Annotated in this window: 12 protein-coding genes; 6 read left to right on the top strand and 6 right to left on the bottom strand. The window is 63.4% G+C overall.

Features of this window, described 5'->3' with window-relative positions; translation table 11 throughout:
* Nucleotides 1-416: 416 nt before the first annotated feature.
* Nucleotides 417-902 carry a hypothetical protein gene (locus DB30_RS39160; RefSeq protein WP_052559045.1) on the bottom strand — a complete coding sequence of 162 codons (486 nt, stop codon included), beginning with the start codon at nucleotides 900-902 and terminating at the stop codon, nucleotides 417-419.
* A 161-nt stretch (nucleotides 903-1,063) separates the two neighbouring features.
* Here DB30_RS39160 and DB30_RS43320 point away from each other — a divergent pair, with 161 nt between their 5' ends.
* On the top strand, nucleotides 1,064-1,597 hold the full coding sequence (locus DB30_RS43320; RefSeq protein ID WP_420870699.1) for an FG-GAP repeat protein: 534 nt from the start codon (nucleotides 1,064-1,066) through the stop codon (nucleotides 1,595-1,597).
* A gap of 327 nt (nucleotides 1,598-1,924) precedes the next feature.
* Nucleotides 1,925-6,964 (top strand): hypothetical protein, encoded by a 5,040-nt coding sequence (locus DB30_RS39150; protein WP_146662674.1) that lies wholly within the window; start codon nucleotides 1,925-1,927, stop codon nucleotides 6,962-6,964.
* Nucleotides 6,965-7,455: 491 nt separating this feature from the next.
* On the opposite strand, the gene DB30_RS39145 is transcribed toward DB30_RS39150, so the two are convergent.
* Together DB30_RS39145 and DB30_RS39140 are read right to left on the bottom strand one after the other, a co-directional pair.
* Nucleotides 7,456-8,211 carry a carbohydrate-binding protein gene (locus tag DB30_RS39145; protein WP_146662672.1) on the bottom strand — a complete coding sequence of 252 codons (756 nt, stop codon included), beginning with the start codon at nucleotides 8,209-8,211 and terminating at the stop codon, nucleotides 7,456-7,458.
* 591 nt (nucleotides 8,212-8,802) lie between these two features.
* A complete protein-coding gene (locus DB30_RS39140; protein ID WP_165704157.1) occupies nucleotides 8,803-9,105 on the bottom strand; it encodes a transposase zinc-binding domain-containing protein in 303 nt (100 codons plus the stop codon).
* A gap of 162 nt (nucleotides 9,106-9,267) precedes the next feature.
* On the opposite strand from DB30_RS39140, the gene DB30_RS39135 reads away from it, so the two are divergent.
* From DB30_RS39135 to DB30_RS39125, 3 genes are all read left to right on the top strand, one after another.
* On the top strand, nucleotides 9,268-12,012 hold the full coding sequence (locus DB30_RS39135; protein ID WP_052559032.1) for a serine/threonine-protein kinase: 2,745 nt from the start codon (nucleotides 9,268-9,270) through the stop codon (nucleotides 12,010-12,012).
* Between the two features lie 57 nt (nucleotides 12,013-12,069).
* Nucleotides 12,070-13,449, top strand: a complete 1,380-nt coding sequence (locus DB30_RS39130) for a monooxygenase (RefSeq protein ID WP_146662659.1) — start codon at nucleotides 12,070-12,072, stop codon at nucleotides 13,447-13,449.
* 62 nt (nucleotides 13,450-13,511) lie between these two features.
* A complete protein-coding gene (locus DB30_RS39125) occupies nucleotides 13,512-15,197 on the top strand; it encodes a hypothetical protein (protein WP_052559029.1) in 1,686 nt (561 codons plus the stop codon).
* A gap of 9 nt (nucleotides 15,198-15,206) precedes the next feature.
* Here the strand turns inward: DB30_RS39125 and DB30_RS39120 are convergent, their stop codons facing one another.
* The gene (locus tag DB30_RS39120) at nucleotides 15,207-16,703 is read right to left on the bottom strand and encodes an RCC1 domain-containing protein (protein ID WP_052559027.1); all 1,497 of its coding nucleotides are present in this window, start codon (nucleotides 16,701-16,703) and stop codon (nucleotides 15,207-15,209) included.
* A gap of 410 nt (nucleotides 16,704-17,113) precedes the next feature.
* Nucleotides 17,114-17,440, bottom strand: a complete 327-nt coding sequence (locus DB30_RS39115; RefSeq protein WP_146662655.1) for a molecular chaperone DnaJ — start codon at nucleotides 17,438-17,440, stop codon at nucleotides 17,114-17,116.
* A gap of 197 nt (nucleotides 17,441-17,637) precedes the next feature.
* Here DB30_RS39115 and DB30_RS39110 point away from each other — a divergent pair, with 197 nt between their 5' ends.
* Nucleotides 17,638-18,111 carry a hypothetical protein gene (locus DB30_RS39110; RefSeq protein WP_146662652.1) on the top strand — a complete coding sequence of 158 codons (474 nt, stop codon included), beginning with the start codon at nucleotides 17,638-17,640 and terminating at the stop codon, nucleotides 18,109-18,111.
* Nucleotides 18,112-18,158: 47 nt separating this feature from the next.
* Here the strand turns inward: DB30_RS39110 and DB30_RS42025 are convergent.
* On the bottom strand, nucleotides 18,159-18,467 hold a 309-nt coding region (locus tag DB30_RS42025), incomplete at its 5' end, for a hypothetical protein (protein WP_205633172.1).

The raw sequence follows: 18,467 nt of genomic DNA, 5'->3' as shown, positions 1-18,467 counted from the left end.
GAGAGAGCTCTCACGTCGCTCGCCAATGCTCGCGGCCAGTGCGAGACAAACTCGCGGCTTCGCTCGCGATCTACGTGACCCGGTACACTTGTACTTCTCGGCTCGTAGTTCTTGGAGTAGGATTCGGTTCACCTGAAGAGCTCCTCGTCGCGTTCGCGGAAGGTGTCGCAACCCCTCGTACGCTGGGCTCCTCAGGTGAATTTCATCTTTTTGCTGTTTTACAGCGCTTATTCAAGGCCTAGCAGCCCGTGGTGTAATGCATCGTGTCGTCTCGCGCCGGAATTTTCGTCGAGGGCGCGGAGCCAAAACGCCGCTGTGGTGGGCCCACTGCAAGTTTTGGCGACAAAGCCCTCGGCGAAAAGGCCAAGCGAGGCGGCGCGAGGCATTGCACCACGGGCTGCTAGGGCTCGGTGCTGCTACTTGCCGGTCGATGCGCTGAACATCGCCATTTCGGAGGCAACTTCGCTGCCGCTTAGACTCATAATTTGGGATACCTGATGACCAGTGAGTTTGTGTGACTTGTCGAGCATAAGTGCAAGAAGAAGAGTATGCATGTAGAATTTTTCGAGGGTACTGCTAGCATTCGCCATTGCCTGTGTCTGGTCGACTCCTTTTGAGTGTACGAGCAGAGCGAGCTTCTGAATGTCGCTATTGTTACTGACGTCGTCAGTAACTGCCGATGCAAGATCATGTTGACCAATCGCCCTGAAGTACAGCCGTTCCATGGCCATTCCTGCTATGAGGATGGCGGCTTCTTTCTGGTACCGGAATTTTGGGCTGTTCTCGAGCCAGTCCGCGTAGGTTTCTCCTTCATCCCCCTCAAGTACGACTTGCGTTACATATTTTCCGAGTTTGGTAGCGACAACGACGTGACCAGCTTCGTGAATGGCGGATGTCCGCATTATTGTCTCGCTCTATGTTTGGGCCGGGTGTGGTTCTCGTGCTGATAAAGCTACCCGCGCGACCGCTCGACGTAGCAAGAAGAGGTCAATGAGCACGAGAGGGATGATCCAAGGACCAGAACGGGTGAGCATGCTTCACGATAGCAACTTTTTGCGGTTCTGTGTCGCTGATTAGGGAGTCCTTGCAAGGCTCCGCGCTCCGCGTACGTGTTCGTGCGCGGGCATACCTCAAGGCCTCGAACGCCGGCCCAGCCGACTGGTTTGGGCGGGACGTGGCGTTGAATGGGGACGGGAGCACGCTGGCGGTCGGCGCCATCTATGAAGACCGCGGCGCGACGGGCATCGGAGGCGACCCGGCCGACAACTCCGCCGCCGCGGCCGGTGCGACGCCGAACATCTTCGCGTCGCTGGCGAGCCAACTGTCGTCGACGATCCCCAACGACATCGTGCGCCGCTTCGGTCGCCGCCTGGCGCTGCTCCCGCCTGTCTCGAGCTCGGCGTCACGGCCCTCGATCACACGTCACCAGCGAATCATGTGGGTGCAGATCTCGGCGAGGCCCCCTCGCGCTACACAATCGGATCTCGCCGCGCGTCCGCGTAGGAGGCCACGGTCTGGCAACTTCTTCCCACCGCCGAACACCCACCGCTCGGTGTGTGACCGCTGGAAGTGGCCCGGTTCTCGGCCACCTTGTTGACTCACGCATGAGCGCTGAACGCGGCGCCGCGGCGGCCGAGTAGCTCGTCGTGGGCTCCGTTACCGCGACATGCTCGGCGCAGCGCCGCGACGGCTACGAGCGCCGACAGCCTGAGCAGACGCTGCTCTACCAGCTGGTCGAGCAGCAAGACCTTCCTCGAGCGAGCCAAGCGGCTCGGCGGCCTGCCCAAGTTCGTGGTCGACGAGTTCGAGGCGTACCATCCTTGAGCACGGGAACTCGCTCCGCAGCGGGTGTCGGATCTCTGATAGGCTCGCACGAGTGTCAGGAGGCACCAGCGCATCCGAAGGCTTCCTCTACCAAGCCATCGTGATCCTCGACCTCTCTCTGAACGCTTTCGAGCGCTCGAGAGAGACCCGTGTGCGGCCCGAGGGCACAGATGACCTCGAGATCGAGCATCACCTCGAGAATCTCGTCGTCGAGCACGAGCACGTCCAGGTCAAGAAACCACGGCAGACCGCGACAGGCGCACGCGATGCCAAGGCTTGGCGTCTACTCCAAGTTTGCGATGAGCTGCTCGGTCCAAGCCTCGACCGGCTGCACGGCAACTCAAATAGGCAAACCTGGGTCTTGGGTGACGCCTTCGATGACGCCACCGAGAAACTCATGGAGGCGGGTGCCTCGGCGGCCATACAAGCTCCCGCCCCTTACTCGAAGGCACTCTATCGACTCGCTCGGACCCGCTCGCAAGCGCTCCGAGGTATGAAAACCCACTACCGCAAGCGCTTTGTTGAATGGTCTCCCGCCCCCCCTCCAACCGGCGCAGACCACCCGGCCTATCTCCGCAGCGCCATCGAAGACGCAGCGTCAGAGCTGGGACTCGACCAAGCCCGCCTCGCTCGCATCGTCTTGGAGATCGATTTCGTCCACAGTGAACTCCTGGGCGTCCTTGAGCGCACGAAGTCGCTCACGTGTTACGGCGAGATTGACGCTATCCGTGAAAAAGTCGCCACCCGAATTGCGTCGCGCTTCAACATTGACGAGCAGGTCGCGCGCCGCACCGTGCTCAACAATTTCCGAGGATTTCTCGACGACATCGCTCGCCAACGAACTCGCTGGATCGACTATAGCGACTTCGAACTTGAGTTGCTGCGCGTCCTTCCACATACAATCCCCTTCAGCAGCCCGCCGCCATTGCCCCCGCTTCACGTGCCCCGTCCCCAGCTCATCGAAGCGTGGATGAACAGTGCAGTCAGCATCACGAACGTCGTCGCGTCATCGGGGGCAGGCAAGAGCACGGCGGCGCGAGAGCTGGCGGCGACCCTCGCTAGGTCACTACCCAAAGATGCGGTGCTTTACGCGGAGATCCGCGAGGAAAATGACATTCGAGGCTTCCTCGTTGGACTGGCCTTCAAGCTCAGGCGTCGCGGACACAACAACCTCTTCGCAGTTGCAACGCGACTCGATCAGAGTGAGCAAACTCTCGTGGAGTCGTTCGCTGATGCTCTGCTCTCGACTCCAGAGCCCATTCACCTCATTGTCGACTTTGTCATCGGAGCGAGCAACCAGGCTTTCCACGCTTCCCTCGCAGACCTGATGCGCCGGCTCTGGGGCCGCGGGCTCCGGACGTACTTGTTTGCGCGCCGCGACCCTCTCGAGGAACTCAATCAACTCGAGCGCGCGGGGCTTCGTCTTCAGCGTGCCGACCTGCACGGGCTTCATGAAGCGGAGCTGCTCGAACTTGGTAAACTCCATGGCCACGGTGACGCAAAAGCACTTCGCGTCCTCCATAGCCGGCTCAGCGGCGGCCGATATACCGGCGTCCTCCCCCGTGACGCGGTGGCGCTCCTTCGACTCCCATCGACAGACGCGATGTTGGCGCTGATCGAAGCGTCCGAGGTTGCGAGCATCGCCGAAACTGCCGATCGTCATCGGTACCAAATGTTGCCCACGCATCTGCGCGAAGCCGCGGCACATGTCTTGTGTTTCTCGTTGCCCTTCTCGGAAACAGACGTACAACTCGCGTTCCCAGAGCTCCCCGTGTCCGCGACTCTCCTGCGCCTGCGCGAACTCGGGCTCCTCCTTGAGCACCACGCGGGGACCTTCGAGTTTCACGAGCGCGTCCGCGCTGGACTACTCAACGAAGCCCCTCCTCGACTCGTTCAGCGAGCACACAGTCGACTCGCGGAGCTGGCCATATCGACAGAGTCGCACGCCATCGCCGTCTATCACCTCGAGCAAGCCGAGCAGTCGGAGCAAGCCCGAACATACGCGCGGACCGTGCTGTTCGGAACATCTCGATCGGGTCTCGTCGACTACGCACGCACACATCAGCTGTTCGAGCCGGGAGAGCTCCTGCCACACGCATCTCCAGGCTCAGAGAAATCGTGGACGGCACTCGAGTTGCTGAAAGATGTAGGTGATGATCACATCGCGGAGCATCTCGTCGAGATGATGCGTGGGGCCGATCCGAGGAAGCACTATATGTGGCTCTCTTCAGCCTATGAAACGATCTTGTGCATCTCTCCAAGCTCGTTCGAGTCACTGTTTGACCACGCGATTGCTCCAGCTTTGGAGTCCCCTGTAAACCCTTGTCCCGACATACTGCTGCGCGCGGCACGACGCGCCGGGTATGAGCCGCCTACGACTCTCGATGCGCGCTACGACTCCGACCCCGAGCATCGACTACAGCTGCTACGTTTCTTGACACTGGCCGCCACTCCTCGCCGTATTCGCTACTTTATCGATTCCGTCCAGTCAGGGCAAGCCCCTGAGTCCGATTTCTTCACTCACGAGCACGCGCGACGACTGTTCATAGCCAACCTACCCAAGCCAGATCTTTCCGAACTCGTCGCCAAGCGTGACACGAAGCTCGGGCCCTTTGGCCCCGTTCTTTGGCGTCACCGCGTGCACATGCGGCAGACTGCTCATGAGCTGCTGGAGACAGCGGGCACCGACGTCAACACGCTTCGCTCGGCACTGCGTCTGCTGATCTACTACGGTGACGAGGACATCGCACAATACCGAGACCGCTTCGACGACGTGACCGACAGTTACGCCAGGTTGGGACCGGTGCTCGTCGGTGATCACTCCGTCCTGTCCGATGAGCGTGAACGAGTACTCGACGAAGCGCTCTCGCCAAAGACTCGGATGTTTGCGCTGAGCATCTGCGGGCTCGCCAACGACGCCGAAATTGAGGACATCGTCGACCAACTCAGAGCCCGCGGCACAAAGGATGCGAGTGGCCTCATCCAGATGCTATCTGTCATGGGTGCAATGCTTCCCCTGGGACTACTCGTGCAGGTGACAGCGCACGTACTCGACACCGACTCGGAGGAACGTCCTCGGCAGACGACGGTCACAGCTCTCGCCGCGAGGTTGGCGGAACGCCGAGTTCCCTCGGATTCCCCCGCCATGGACATCATGCTTCGTCTACTCGAACATGAGCACCCGCATATGAGGTTGTCTGCGTGCATTGGACTTCGCCGCCAACGCACACGCCGCGCGCTACCTTCCCTCATCAACCGTCTGAACGAAGAGCACGATCTCGGCCTCCATGGTGTGCTGATGTCGACCTTCCTCGCCTCCTATCCCACCGAAGCTCCCGAGATCCGCTGGATGGGAGACACGGACTACTGGCGAGCGGCGGTTGCAGACCGCCTACAGATCACATCAGAGCTCCCATGGTTATCTGCGCTCGCCACGGATCGGACCGCAGCTTGGCACGCTCGTCGAGCAGCTATCGCGGCCCTCATGCGCCTATCCGATGCTGATGCCTTCGAAGCGGTCGCCGAGCGGATCCTCGGGGAGCCCATGATCTTAGGCATGGATGATGGACACGGATCCGCGACCGAATTTTTTCTCAGTTTGCTCATGCGCGAGCGCGAGCATGATCAGTTCGAGTCTACCGGACACCGGTTCATGCGGTCCCGCCCTGCATTCGCCGCTTTCTTCGGTCCGCTGTATCAAGAGTTGGCTCAACCGGTGGCCGCGTTTCGACTCAACGAGATTGGGCTCGCCGTCGCCGAAACGCTCTGGGACTACGTTCACCCTGTCAACGAGACCGTAGGTGAACGCCTCGACAAGCTCATCAATGAACTCGGCACGACCATGGTCCAAGCCGCAGCCATGCAGGGTCTGAGGCAACACGCTCGCCCACGACTGCTGGAGATGATGGCACGAACGACTGCATTCCCATGGCTCGCCGTCCGCGCTTGTGTCGAGCGACGCCGCTGTAGTCCTGCCCCTGAAGAGGCTTGGCTCGAGGCCGCACGAGCGCGCAGCTTTGATGTCGATCCTCAGGCCGAGCATGCGATCCGGAACATACTTTGTGGCCTGAGCGCTGAGCCCAAGACTCCCCCCCCAACCCGGCGTACTCATTCGCCGGCCGTGGTGACGCCCAGCTTCACACCGCGCCGCTATTCGATCGATGTGTTGGTCGATGCGCTCGAGCGCGGAGACGATCTCCCCGCCGCAGCCTGTGTCATCGGACCTCCCACTGGACGGGAGACCGCCGAGTTCGAGCAACTCATCACCCTCCTACACCCGGGGAATGACCGCGTCGTACGATTCGATGCCGCGAGTTCCGACGCCCTTGCCCCCGCCTTCGATGGAAACAGGCTGCGCATTCACGGCGTCCGCAGCCACACCGTTGCCGACCGACGGCCATGGCGGACATGGCTGAGGGTCGCGTTGGTCGTGGCCAACGACGCGGGTATCGAGATCCCATGGTTGACGACCAGCGAAGACGACTCGGCATATGGCCAGATGTTGACAGAGTGTTTACTCGCCCGTCGAGACGGACGACGTATAGCAGCGGTGCTGGAACGCAGCGTCAACTATTTCGAACAGGGTCTTCGCAACAAGGACTTCATCTACGAACTTGCACCGATCCTGGATTCGAGTGTCGTGCCGTTGATCGAGCGCTATCTATGGCGCGGCCCCCCCCAGCACCTGACTGGGCTCATCCGGCTTGCAAGCAAGCTCGACTTTCCCGAGATCGTACCTGCCCTGGAGACCATGCTCCAACGGGTCACGGATGTGATCGCCCCCATGGGCCAATCCCACTCGGGTGTCAACGACGACGATCCGGCGCTCATGAGCTTGTCCGCACTCCTCAAGGCTCCCCGTCTCCCCGAGATCGAAGCCGCTCCGGGTCTACTCGGGCGTTTGCGCCAAGTACTACGACATTCATGGATGCTGACATCTGTTATCCGAGCGATGGAGAGGGTTCCACACAGCTACGTCGATCTTGAGATGGAGCGGATGACCGTCCTCAACTTTCGCCATATGCACATCGACGAGTTCCGGCTCGTCGACTGCGCGGCCGCACGCTTGTTCGAGTTGGGCCGGCCCGAGCCCATCGAGAGCGCACAAGAACTGGACGTACAGAGCGAGTCATCGCGATAGGCCGGGGCGGACCTGTCCCTACCGCACTCTCCCCATGCTGACCGGGTGCGTCGCCGAGCAGCTGTCGATCAGCGGTGGAGGCCCATAGCATGACGCGAGGACCGGCTGCCCTGCCCGAGCAGATCGGCCGCGTCGTCACCCGCGAGCTCGTCGAGCGAACAACCGTGACGTTCGAGCTTAGCGGAGGTCAGAATTGCCGCGCGACTTATCTGTTCAGGTTATTCTCATTTTCACAGGTCACGCACCGTTCGGCGCGTGCTCGATATGCCAAATATTATTCAATGATATCATATAGTTATAGCGACTGCCCGGTCACGCATCGAACGGTGTGTGACCGCCGGAGAGTGAGCCACGCAGCCTTCTGCGAGGCACCTTCCGAAGGGCGCCGCAGGTCGTGAACCCGGCGAGGTCAAGGTCGAGGTGCTTTGCCGGCGCGAGCTCGACAGCCGCCGTCGAACTCGGCGTTTTTGATCGCCAGCTGCCAGCTACAATCAGTATGTGAAGGTGACCTTGGCACCATCCATCGCTGCCATTTTTTCCGATGAATTGTTCACATTATCTTTGCGCACTTCGATGGCGCAAGTGTATCCCGATGTGCTTGCTACGCTGCCAAGCAGGACCCAAACCCCGAAGTAGTTGGCCTGATTGACAATCCTGATCCCCTCATTTTGCCCGTAGGGTTTTTTGCAATAGTAGAGATAGTACGTGTTTGCAGTGGCGTGGCTCGACGGGATCCAGACATAGAAAGCCGCACTTCCTGACGCTGGGGCTATCCAAGAATATTTACCGGTCAGGCCGGTGTTTGTGGTGTGCCTGACATCGTTGTAGTAGTAGTTTACACCGATCCTCGAGTCAAACAGCCAGCTGCTGTGTTGGACGCTTTGCCAACATGCAGTGGAACCCGTCCAGTCATTGTCGATGTAGCAAGTGGCGGTCGCCGAAGATGGCGTCTGCTGAATGTCGAGAGCCAAATGCGTGGGGCCGAGTTCGGCGTCTTGGTCGAGCAGGAGTTCGGCGTCTTGGTCGAGCAGGAGTTCGGCGTCATCGTCATATTCAAACTCGGAGTCGTCGAGCAGCAGCAGTTCCTCCTCCTCACTAAACTCGCCGCAGCCCGCGGCGAATGGGAAGGTGCAGGAGATCCCGAGGATCGCTGTCAGGCGCATGAATGTCCGGAATTTGACCGATTTTTTGGCATACATGGAGCGACAATTAGCAGTGCCCGCGATGGCCGTCAACTGCTTCGACATCTAAAAGACCGTGGGCTGAAGATCATGGCCTAAAGATCGTGGCCTAAAGATCGTGGGCTGAAGATCGTGGGCTGAAGATCGTGGGCTGAAGATCGTGGGCTAAAGATCGTGGGCCAAAGATCGTGGGCCAAAGATCGTGGGCTAAAGATCGTGGGCCAAAGATCGTGGGGCGGAAAGAACATCCGATAGGGGGTCGGTGGTGGCGTGAACTTCACCCCGTTCGGCGCCGTCTCGCGCCGGGCGTGCTCTGAGCCGTGAGCCCGAGGCACGGCTCGACCATCACGACCTGTTCAGAGTTGGGAAGGTCACGCGGCGAAGTCCAGTTCGAGCTGCCCAGCTGGGGCTGGCCTCGGCCGTGGGGGCGGACGGGGACTGAGACCCAAGTCGGCGAGCACCCGCGCGATGTCGTCGGGCTTGTTGGCTATCTTCATCAAGCGCATCGCACCGCGGCAGCGGGGGGCAGCTCATGATGTTGACCGCGACCCCACTCTAGATAGCAGGAGCCAGGCCCACGGGTGTCGAGTGACTCGCTTGGCGTTCCCCTCGAGCTCGGTCGCCCCGCCGTCGAACGACAAGCGTATTTGCATCGGCTCAGTGGCCACCAACACTGGACCTGGCTCGACCTCGGCCCGTGCATGTCGGGCAGAATCCTCGCTTCTTGCACGAGTGCGCCACGGCCAGCGACTCGCCACATTGCCGGCAAGCAAAGTGAGCGAGGCCGTGCTCGAGCATGCCGCAGCGCAGGTACGCCTCGAACTCCTCGACGATGAAGTCAGGCAAACCGCCGGACCGCTCGGCTCGCTCGCGGAAGGTCGGCCAGTGCTCCTCGATGAGTTGGTACAGCAGCGTATCGTCGGGCCGGCGGCGCTCGTAGCTGCAGAGCCATCGCTCCACCTCGCCGACGGCCGGGAGGCTGAGCACACGCTGTGGTCTGCGACGGGACACACCCGACTCTAACACACGTCCAGGACCTGGAACCAAGCAGTATTGGCGGGCGCGAGCCATCGAGTCAGGCTCGTGTGGGCAAGAGCCCCGCAGATCGCTACAGTGTCGCGCATGCCCTCCGCGACGGATACCGATCCACTCGTCGGTCAACTGCTCGACGGCCGCTACCGGGTCGAGGGTCTCATCGGTGCCGGCGGCATGGGCCGCGTGTATCGGGCCGTCCGCGATGGTCTCGGCAAGCTCGTGGCGATCAAGGTGCTGCCGCTCGAGATCAAAGCGAGCGAACGGGAGACACTCGTAGCCAGGTTCACACGCGAGGCGCAGGCGACCGCCTCCATTCGCCATCGCAACGTCGTCGAGATCCTCGACTTCGGGCAGACGGCGGACTGCGTCTACTTCGTCATGGAGCTGCTCGAGGGCCAAACGCTCGCCAGCTTGGTCGGGCACGGGAGACGGCTGTCGCTGGCCCGACTGGTCCCGATCGCCCAACAGACCGCCGCCGGCCTGCAGTCGGCCCACGAGCTCGGGATCATTCATCGCGACGTCAAGCCCGCCAACATCTTCATCGAGATCACGGACAGCGGCGACCGCGTCAAGATCCTCGACTTCGGTCTCGCCAAGCTCAACGACGGGCTGAAGCTGACCGAGGCGGGCATGATCTTCGGGACGGCCAGCTACATGTCGCCCGAGCAGGCGCATGGCGGCAAGCTCGATCTGCGCACCGACATCTACGCGTACGGCTGCGTGCTGTTCGAAGCGATCACCGGTCGCCCTCCCTTCCAGGGCGACAGCTTCATGGAGATCCTTGGCAAGCACCTGCGCGTCGAGCCACCAGCAATCCGGGAGCTGTGCCCGACGCTCGAGCTGCCCGAGGAGCTCACCCAACTCGTCGTGCGCGCGCTGGCCAAGCGCCCGGACGATCGCTTTCCGAACATGGACACGATCCAGGCGGCGCTCTCGTCGATCGATGTCCCACCACCGCCACCGCCACCGCGGCGCCCCTCCCGGACACGGACGTCGCCGGTGCTTGCACCGCTCGGGTTCTTGTTCGTGGCCTTCGCGTACTCGACTGATTCCGAGTTGGCGACCAGCGAGGTCGAGCACATTGCGAAGGAGCTATCCGAGTGGGCTCCGGGGCTCGATCCGGGCCGGGTCCGCGAGAGCGTGGATGCGGTCGTCAACGAGTACGAGCGCCTGCAGACCGAATCGCGGCGGGAGGCTCGAACCCTCGCGGTCACAGAGGAGTTGGCGCAGATGCTCTCGGTGGAAGAGCGTCGTCGGGTGCTTGGGTGTCTGTGGCGAATCGCGGGGGCCGACGGGAAGATCCTCGAGACAGAGCGCCGCTTCATCATGACGACCGTCGAGCGGTTCGACATGACGGGGACCAAGAAAGCCGCGCCAGCGCCCGAGCCCGAGCCCGAGCCCGAACATACCGAGATTGTCCCCGCTGCGTTCGAGGAGCAGCCAGAGGAGCGGACGGAGATCATCCCCGCGGCGTTCGACGATCGTGCCCCCGCCGACCTGGTGGGCTTCGAGGACGGCGAACCGCGCGAGCCATCGCTGATCGTCCCCTTGGCGATCGAGGCTCCCACACTCGCGCGCTTGCCCGATGAGTTGCCGCTACTTGCACCGGCACCAGGCGATGAGCCCCCGCCTCGGCCTTCAGGTGAGCGCAACGTCGACGCGGACACGGATCGAGGCCTGACCGTCGAGCTACTCCGTCGAAGTTTCGACACTTGCGCGACCGCCCTGGAACAGATGCAGGCCGATGGGACTCCGCTCGTCGAGCTGAGCAGGACCTCGCTCGCCGAATGGACCGCGGGGCTCCAGATCTTGCGCCTGGATCGGACAGAGGGCGTCTATCAGCTCGCGCTCAGCGTGCTCGACGACGCGGACGTGTCGTTGACTCGCCGTGCCAGCGCGGCGCTGGTCTTGCTCTGCGTCCAGGGCAGGAAGGTTGCGAGCATGCTGCTCGATCACCTGGCAGAGGACGGTGAGAGTTCCGCCCTCGAGCCGATCGCCGGAGCGTTGGAGCTCTGGCAAGATCAAAGCCAGCACGCGTGTCTGCTTCGTGGTCTCGACGAATCCAACGAAAGCGCGCGGCCGCGCTGGATCGAGGCTCTCGCCCGCTGTGCCATCGATCCTGGACCAACCTACTTCGCCGACTGGGAGGCCCCGCGGCGAGACGATGAGCTCGCGCCGTTGCTGCGCCTGCTGGCCTTCCACGCTGGTCGCGACGCCCACAAACAACGGATCATGCCGTTCCTGTTCAGTCAGAATGCCGGTGTCAGGTCTGCGGCGCTGCTCACCGGGATCATCATCGACACGCCGGGGGCCGTACTCATGAGCAAGCGTCTCGCGCGAGACCCGAGCTATGCCGAGCTGTGTCTGCTGCACGCGTTGTTCGCCACGGACCACGAGCTCGCAGCGCTCGCGGACTGGGGGTGCAGCGAAGAAGCGCCTGAACACGCCGGCCTCGTCCTCGGATACTGCGGTCGACGCAGGGGTATCGAGGCCGCCTTGGGTCGGTTCCAGGTCGACCAGTCGCCCGGCGCGCTGGCCGGCTTTCGGTTCGCAACTGGGTATGAAGGGCCCGCGGGCGAGGTCGAGTCGTGGTGGTCGGCGAACGCGTCGAGGTTCGGTGAGACGCGACGCTATCTGCTCGGCCGCGAGCTCGACCCAGCTGGGTTCATGGGTGGCGTTCAACGAGCGGATGGTCGGCTTTGGCGAGCGTTGGCGAGCGAGTGTTTGGTCTCGAGCCGCGGCCAAGTCCGACTCCCGGTGGTTGGATTCCCGGACACGTTACTTGCCCATGCCAACGGTCTCGACGCGGCCAGCCTCGATTGGCTGGGCTGAGGCGGTCCCCTGTTCTACGCCCTTCGCGTTGGACCGGCGCAGGGGTAGACTCGCGGAGTGCTTCCCGCACACAGGCCCAACGCTGTCGAAGCCACCCTCGTGGTCTTGCTGGTGACGCTCGGCGCCTGCGAACAACCGCCCGACTCCGACACCTCCGGACAGGACGACGCTGCGACGGAGCGCCCAAACTGGCACGAAGACGTGGCCCCGCTGATCCATGCTCGTTGTGTGGGGTGCCACCGTGACGGAGGGGTCGGCCCGTTCGCGCTCGACACCTACGCATCGGCGGCGCCATGGGCAGACCTGGTCGAGACCGCGACCACCTCAATGCAGATGCCCCCGTGGGGCGCACAGGAGACCGAAGCCTGCCACCCACGGCACGCCTGGGAGAACGATCCTCGCCTCAACCAGGCGGAGCTCGAGCTGCTCGCCGACTGGGCCGCGCTTGGGGCTCCAGAGGGTGACCCAGCGCAGGCGGCCCCGCTGCCCGCTCCGACGGACCGCGACCTCGCCGACCCCAGCGACATCTTCGAACTCCCGGCGCCGATCGAGGTCCCGGCCGGCGTCGACAGTTTCGCGTGCGTGAGCATCGATCCCGGGCTCGACGACGAGGTTTGGATCACTGGCGTGCAACTGATCCCCGACAACGAGCAAGTCGTGCATCACGTCTTGATCATGCTCGACGCGACAGGGGCCTCCGCCGGGATTGCTGGAGTCGACGGAACCTATCCGTGTGAAGAACTCCACCTCGGGACGATGCTCGGAAGCTACTTCCCGGGCTCGGCTCCGACCCGATTGCCGGAAGGCGCGGGCGTTCCGTTTCCAGCGGGCGCCCGCATTGTCCTCGCCTTTCACTATCACCCCACGACAGCGGGCAGTGGCGTCGACCAGAGCAGCCTCGCGGTCCGTTGGACAGCCGAAGCGCCCGACTACGACGCCCTGATCTCCACGCTGGGCAACGCCACCTCTGCGGCGGGCGGCTTGCTGCCCGGCCCCAACGATCCCCAGGGAGAGCCCGCGTTTCATGTCCCAGCGGGCGCCAAGAACCATACGGAGACCATGCAGCTCGCGGTCCCGCCGGGTCTGCCCGACGGCACGCGCTTGTTCATGCTTGGACCGCACATGCACGACGTCGGGACCGAGATCCGCATGACCCACGCGCGCGACGGCGACGAGCAGTGCATGATCCACGATCCGGCGTGGAACCCCGACTGGCAATCGGTCTACGCGATCGAGGGGGCGATCGAGGAGCTCCCCACCCTCATCGAGGGCGATGTCCTCACCATGCAGTGCACCTACGACAACAGCCTCGACAACCCGCGTGTGGTCGAGGCGCTCGCGGGCTACGGCCTCGATAGCCCGATCACCGTGACCATGGGATCCGCGGCGCTCGACGAGATGTGCATGTTTGTCTATGGGCTCGCCGTGCCTCGCTGATCCGTACGCCATCGGGGGTACACTCAGGCCTGGCTGTGACGAAGATGAAGAGCCCAGAACGTTTGTCGCGGCTTCGGAAGCTACTCGGGCATCGGCGGCTCGTCTGGGTCGTTCTCATCCTGGCGCTCTCGCTGTCCCTGCCAACCATCGGCGTCGGGCTGCTGGGTGACGACCTGCCGCAAGCGGAGTTCCTGTCCGCGCAGCGCGATGGGACGAGCACGCAGCCGTGGTGGGACATGTTCGTTCTCGTGAGCGGACCCCAAGCCCACAACGAGGCGTTGCGAACCGCAGGCCAGCTGCCCTGGTGGACGGATCTCGAGCTTCGGGTGGCCTTCTTCAGACCGCTCTCCGTCGCCACGCATCTGCTCGACCACCTCTGTTGGCCGCGCGCGCCGTGGCTGATGCACCTGCAAAGTGTGGCGTGGTACTTGGCCGCGTGTTCGCTCATGTGGGTCGTGGCTCGGCGCTTGAGCTCGAACACCACCGCTGCCGGCGTGGCGAGCCTCGTGTACGCGGCGGCGTTTGGCCATCACGTGCCCGTGGCTTGGCTTGCCCACCGCAACGGCTTGGTCTCAGCCGTGTTCTCGCTGCTGGCGATCCTTGCCCACGATCGGTGGCGGCGGGATCAGGACAAGCTCGCTGGCTGGTGTGGGCCTGCGGCCCTGACCGCCGCGTTGCTGGCGGGAGAAGCGGGATTGGTCACGCTGGCGTTCCTGTTGGCCTACGCGCTCGTGCTCGACAAGGGCTCACGCGGCGCTCGCGTTGTGTCGTTGGTGCCAAGCGTCGCGGTCATCATTGCGTGGCGGATGGCCTACGACCTCCTCGACTACGGCGCCGCGAGCTCGGGTGCCTACGTCGACCCCGTTGCGAGTCCGGCCGCCTTTCTCGCGGTGCTGCCCGAGCGCTACCTCCTGCTGTCAGCGTTCAGCATCGGGCTCCCTCTGATGCCCGAGATTCCCGTCGTGCTCTGGTGGCTCGTGACCGGGGTCCTGTTGGGGATCCTCGCCGTGTTCGTCGCCCGGGTAGACCGGCCGGGTGCACGCTTCGGTGTCCTCGCAGCCGGCTTGGGCTGCATCGCCCTGACAGCCAGCATCCCCTTCGAGCGCTTGTTGGTCTTGACCAGCTTTGGCATGGCGTTGGCGTGGGGAGAGCTGATCGACACGTGGCTGCTGAGTCGGTCGACGACCTGGCTCGCCCGCGCGGGCGCGGTGCTCATCGTCGTCGTTCATCTCATCGGATCTCCGCTCGTGTTCTTCGCCCGCAGCCTCGACTTCCGTGCCCTACACGGCGTCGAGAAGACCTTCCACGCCGCTGCATGGCCCGGGAAGCCCGAGATGGAAGGGAAGACCGTGGTCGTGGTGCACACCATCAACTACCTCGGTGTCGAGTACCTGATGCGCGCACTTCGAGCCGACGGACGATCCGCACCCGCCGAACTGTGCGTCCTGCATGCTGGCGCCGAGTCTCCAGAGATCGAGCGCCTCGACGATCAAACGCTCGAGCTCCGGGCGCGGCAGGGCTGGGTGGCTGACTCAGTGACCGCGTTCTGGCGGGACCCTGTGCTCGCTCCGTTCGCGGTCGGCGACGTCATCACGACGGGCTGCTTCGACGCCGAGATCATGGAGGTCGATGCCGGGAAGGCGACCCGCGTCCGCTTTCACTTCGACGCGTCGCTCGATCGTCCCACTCACGCGTGGATTCAGTGGCACACCGGCCTCCACCGCAAGATCAACCCTGCGATCTGGTGACAGACCCGATCAGAGCAACGAGATGGGCGCCACATCGATCGGCAGCTCGTCATCGCCGATCTTCGACGTATTCCCGAGTCCGAGCTGACCAGTGTCGTTGTTTCCCCAACAGCGGACCTGATTGGACCGGGTGACCGCGCACGAATGGAAGAACCCGGTGTCGAGTAGCTTCACCGGCGCCCCGAGTTCGACCGGACCCGCGTCGGCGGGAGCCTCGTCGTCGCCGATGACGATCGCGTTGCCGTAGCCGAGCTCACCGAAGTTGTTGGCCCCCCAGCAGTGCACCTCGTCGTTCTCGAGCAGCGCGCAGGTGTGGCCCCCGCTGGCTGAGATGAGCACGGCCGGACCCGGCAGCGCGACGGGAGGCGCCGTCGCAGGTAGGTCGTCATCACCCAAATTCGCAGTGGTCCCTTGCCCGAGCTGGCCGAACCCGTTGGCGCCCCAGCACAGAACGTCGCCGGTCTCGAACAGCGCGCAGGTGTGCTGGGTAGCTGCGGTCACCTGCGTGATCTTGGTGAACAAATTGAGACCCATGGGTGTGGCACTCACGTCGCCGATCGACGCGGGCGTCTCGTTGTCCCCGATATTGTTGGTGTTGCCGTAGCCGAGGCGGCCATCCTGGCCGCGGCCCCAACATCGGACCCTTCCGATCATGGACACCCCACAGTTGTGGTAAGCGCCAACGGCAATCGAGGTGATGGTCCCGCCGAGAGGCACGGTCCCCCGCTCGCTCGGCGTTTCGTCATCTCCGATCGTGTTGACGTGGCCGTAGCCGAGCTGGCCGTGGGTGTTGAGCCCCCAACAGCGCGCACTTCCGTTGTCCAAGCGCGCGCACGCGTGGAACCCTCCCACGCCGAGCTCCACGACCGCGCCACCAACCGAAACCGGGGTGTTGGCTGGCTCGTCGAGCAGATTCACGTGGCCGTAGCCAAGCTGGCCGAGGTCGTTGACGCCCCAGCAATACACGGTCATGTCATCGAGCAGCGCGCAGGTGAACTCACTCTCGCCGGCGGCGACTTGAATCGCGGGAGCGGGCAAGGCCACGTCCTCAACTTCGCTCGGGAGCTCGTCGTCCCCCACGTTCACCGTGTTCCCGAGCCCCAGCTGGCCGCTCTTGTTCCACCCCCAGCAGCGAACCCGGCCCCCCTCGATGAGCGCGCAGTTGTGGGCGCCGCCAGAGGTGATACCCAAGATCTCCGTGTAGCTGCAGTCTGCGTCACAGCCGTCCCCGTCGACGAGGTTGCCGTCGTCGCACTGCTCCGATCCGGTGTTCGCACCGTCGCCGCAGATCGACTCCACGCAGACACCTTCGTCGCAAAGGAGACCGGGCTCGCAGTCGGCGGCCGTCTCGCAGGGACAACCCCCTCTGTCGCAGGGGTCTCCGGTTTCGTCGGTGGTGTCGCTCGAGTCCGTGTCCGAGGTCTCGGCGGAGTCTGTGGTGTCCTCATCCGTGCCAGTGTTTGTGTCCGTGTCGCTGCTCTCGCTGTCCGCGGACGCTTGGGTCATGCCTGTTGGATCTGGGTCGGCGAAACATCCCCCGAGGAGCAATGACGCGAGCGCGGACAGGGGGGCGCAGCGTTGGGAATTCTTCGCGATTTTCACCGGCGAATCATATCTGGGTGAACCGTCACCGCAACCAGCGTCGGTAGTCCATCATAGCGAGTGTCGCGTTGGGCAACCCAGCAGCATGGCCGCTGTCGTCGCCAGGTTCGAGTCGAATGATCTGGTCTACGCCCATGGCGTCGGTGGTGGTCGATAGGCCAACAACATCGACCCCCACCGCGCGGAACCGCGAGGAGGTGGCCCAGGATGAGCCGGCCGCGATTCACCGGTCGGGTACGCGATCGTTGCTACGTGCGAATGCTGCCGCGACTCGCGCTGCCACAGCACTCAATTCTCACCGGGTCAGCGGAAGGTCATGACGGATCTTCCCGCAGTCGAAGCGCCGTCAAGACCAGGCTCCACTTCGCTTGAATGAAGCGGCGCGCGCTCAAGCGCGGCTGATGGGCTTGCAAGATCGCCGCGACTGTTTCTTCGATCACTGCCGACCCGACGCAGCGTGCGTCGTAGTCAGCTCGCGTGGCCGGGTCGAGCAGCACCGCGCGGGCCTTGCCGAGCATTCGCGCTCGGCTGGGGTCGGGCCCAAGTGTCTCGGCTACCGCCCGCTGGTACGCGTCTTCGATCTCGCCGCACCCAGCCTCCGGGCCGATCCCGAGAACCGCGTAGTAATCGACGTCACCCATCCCGCTGCACATCATGTCGCGGCAGCGCCGCGCTCGCAACGCCAGGGGCATGGCACCGAGGCGCTGCAACGACGTTGCGGGGGGCAGTACCGCTGATCATGCCGCAGCCGGACACCCGTGATTCCAGCGGTCGAGTCGCGCGCGTCGACGGTGCGACGCTTTCCTTGCCAGCCAGCCGCTGGCGGAAGGAAAGCATCATGTTCATCAAGCTACAGGTACTACTCACGTTCTTCGCGACGCTCACTGGCAACAGTGGGGGGCCCCCCGATCTGTGTGACCTCGTCTACACGGACACGGGCAAGCCGATCCTCTGCGAGCCTCATCGCGACGGTGCGCCGATCTTCGACGACACAGTTTGCTGTGAGGGGCGCAGCTGCGCTCCGGCTCGGGATGGTTCGTGCGCCACGGGTGAACCATTCCACTGCGAACTCGGGGAGGTGCGGACCACCGGTGAGGTGAGCTGCTACTTCGAGGTTCCCGACTTCTGTAACGTGTTCCCCTGCAAGCCGGGGTTCCAGGCGCAGCCTCTCGCGGAATTTATGTGCTGCTACGAGGGAATCTGCTGGAACACATACCCCGGGGCAAACGACTGCGAGGTACAGGACATCTACTGGTGTAGCAGTGGTGTCACGAACCCAGATGGAACCACCACCTGCCTGGACGAGGCCTAGGGAACCTGTGGCGGGACGAACGACGTTCGTCCCGCCATCCTCTTCAACTATCGCTCGATCTCTGCTAACGCGACCTCGAACTGCATCGCTTGGCTACGAAGGTCGTGCCTAATCGCCATCTCCAGCCCTGCGCGAAGGGGGAGTGTTGCGTGGTCCGACTTGCCCGCGCTCACGTAGACGTCGGCCAGCCAGAACGCGTCCTGAGCGAATCGCGGCCAATTTCCATCATCGTCATCAATCTGCAAGAGGGCTCGCACAACTGACGAGGCGTCGTCAAAGCGCCTCAAGTCCACGACTGCCTGGAACTTCTGCAAAAGGATCTCGCGCGTCCGCCAGCTCCCATGCCCGAACTCGTC

The organism is Enhygromyxa salina, from assembly GCF_000737335.2.
Taxonomy (GTDB): domain Bacteria; phylum Myxococcota_A; class Polyangia; order Nannocystales; family Nannocystaceae; genus Plesiocystis; species Plesiocystis salina_C.
Note: the sequence above shows the minus strand (reverse complement) of the source record. Positions and strands in the feature narration are given on the sequence as shown.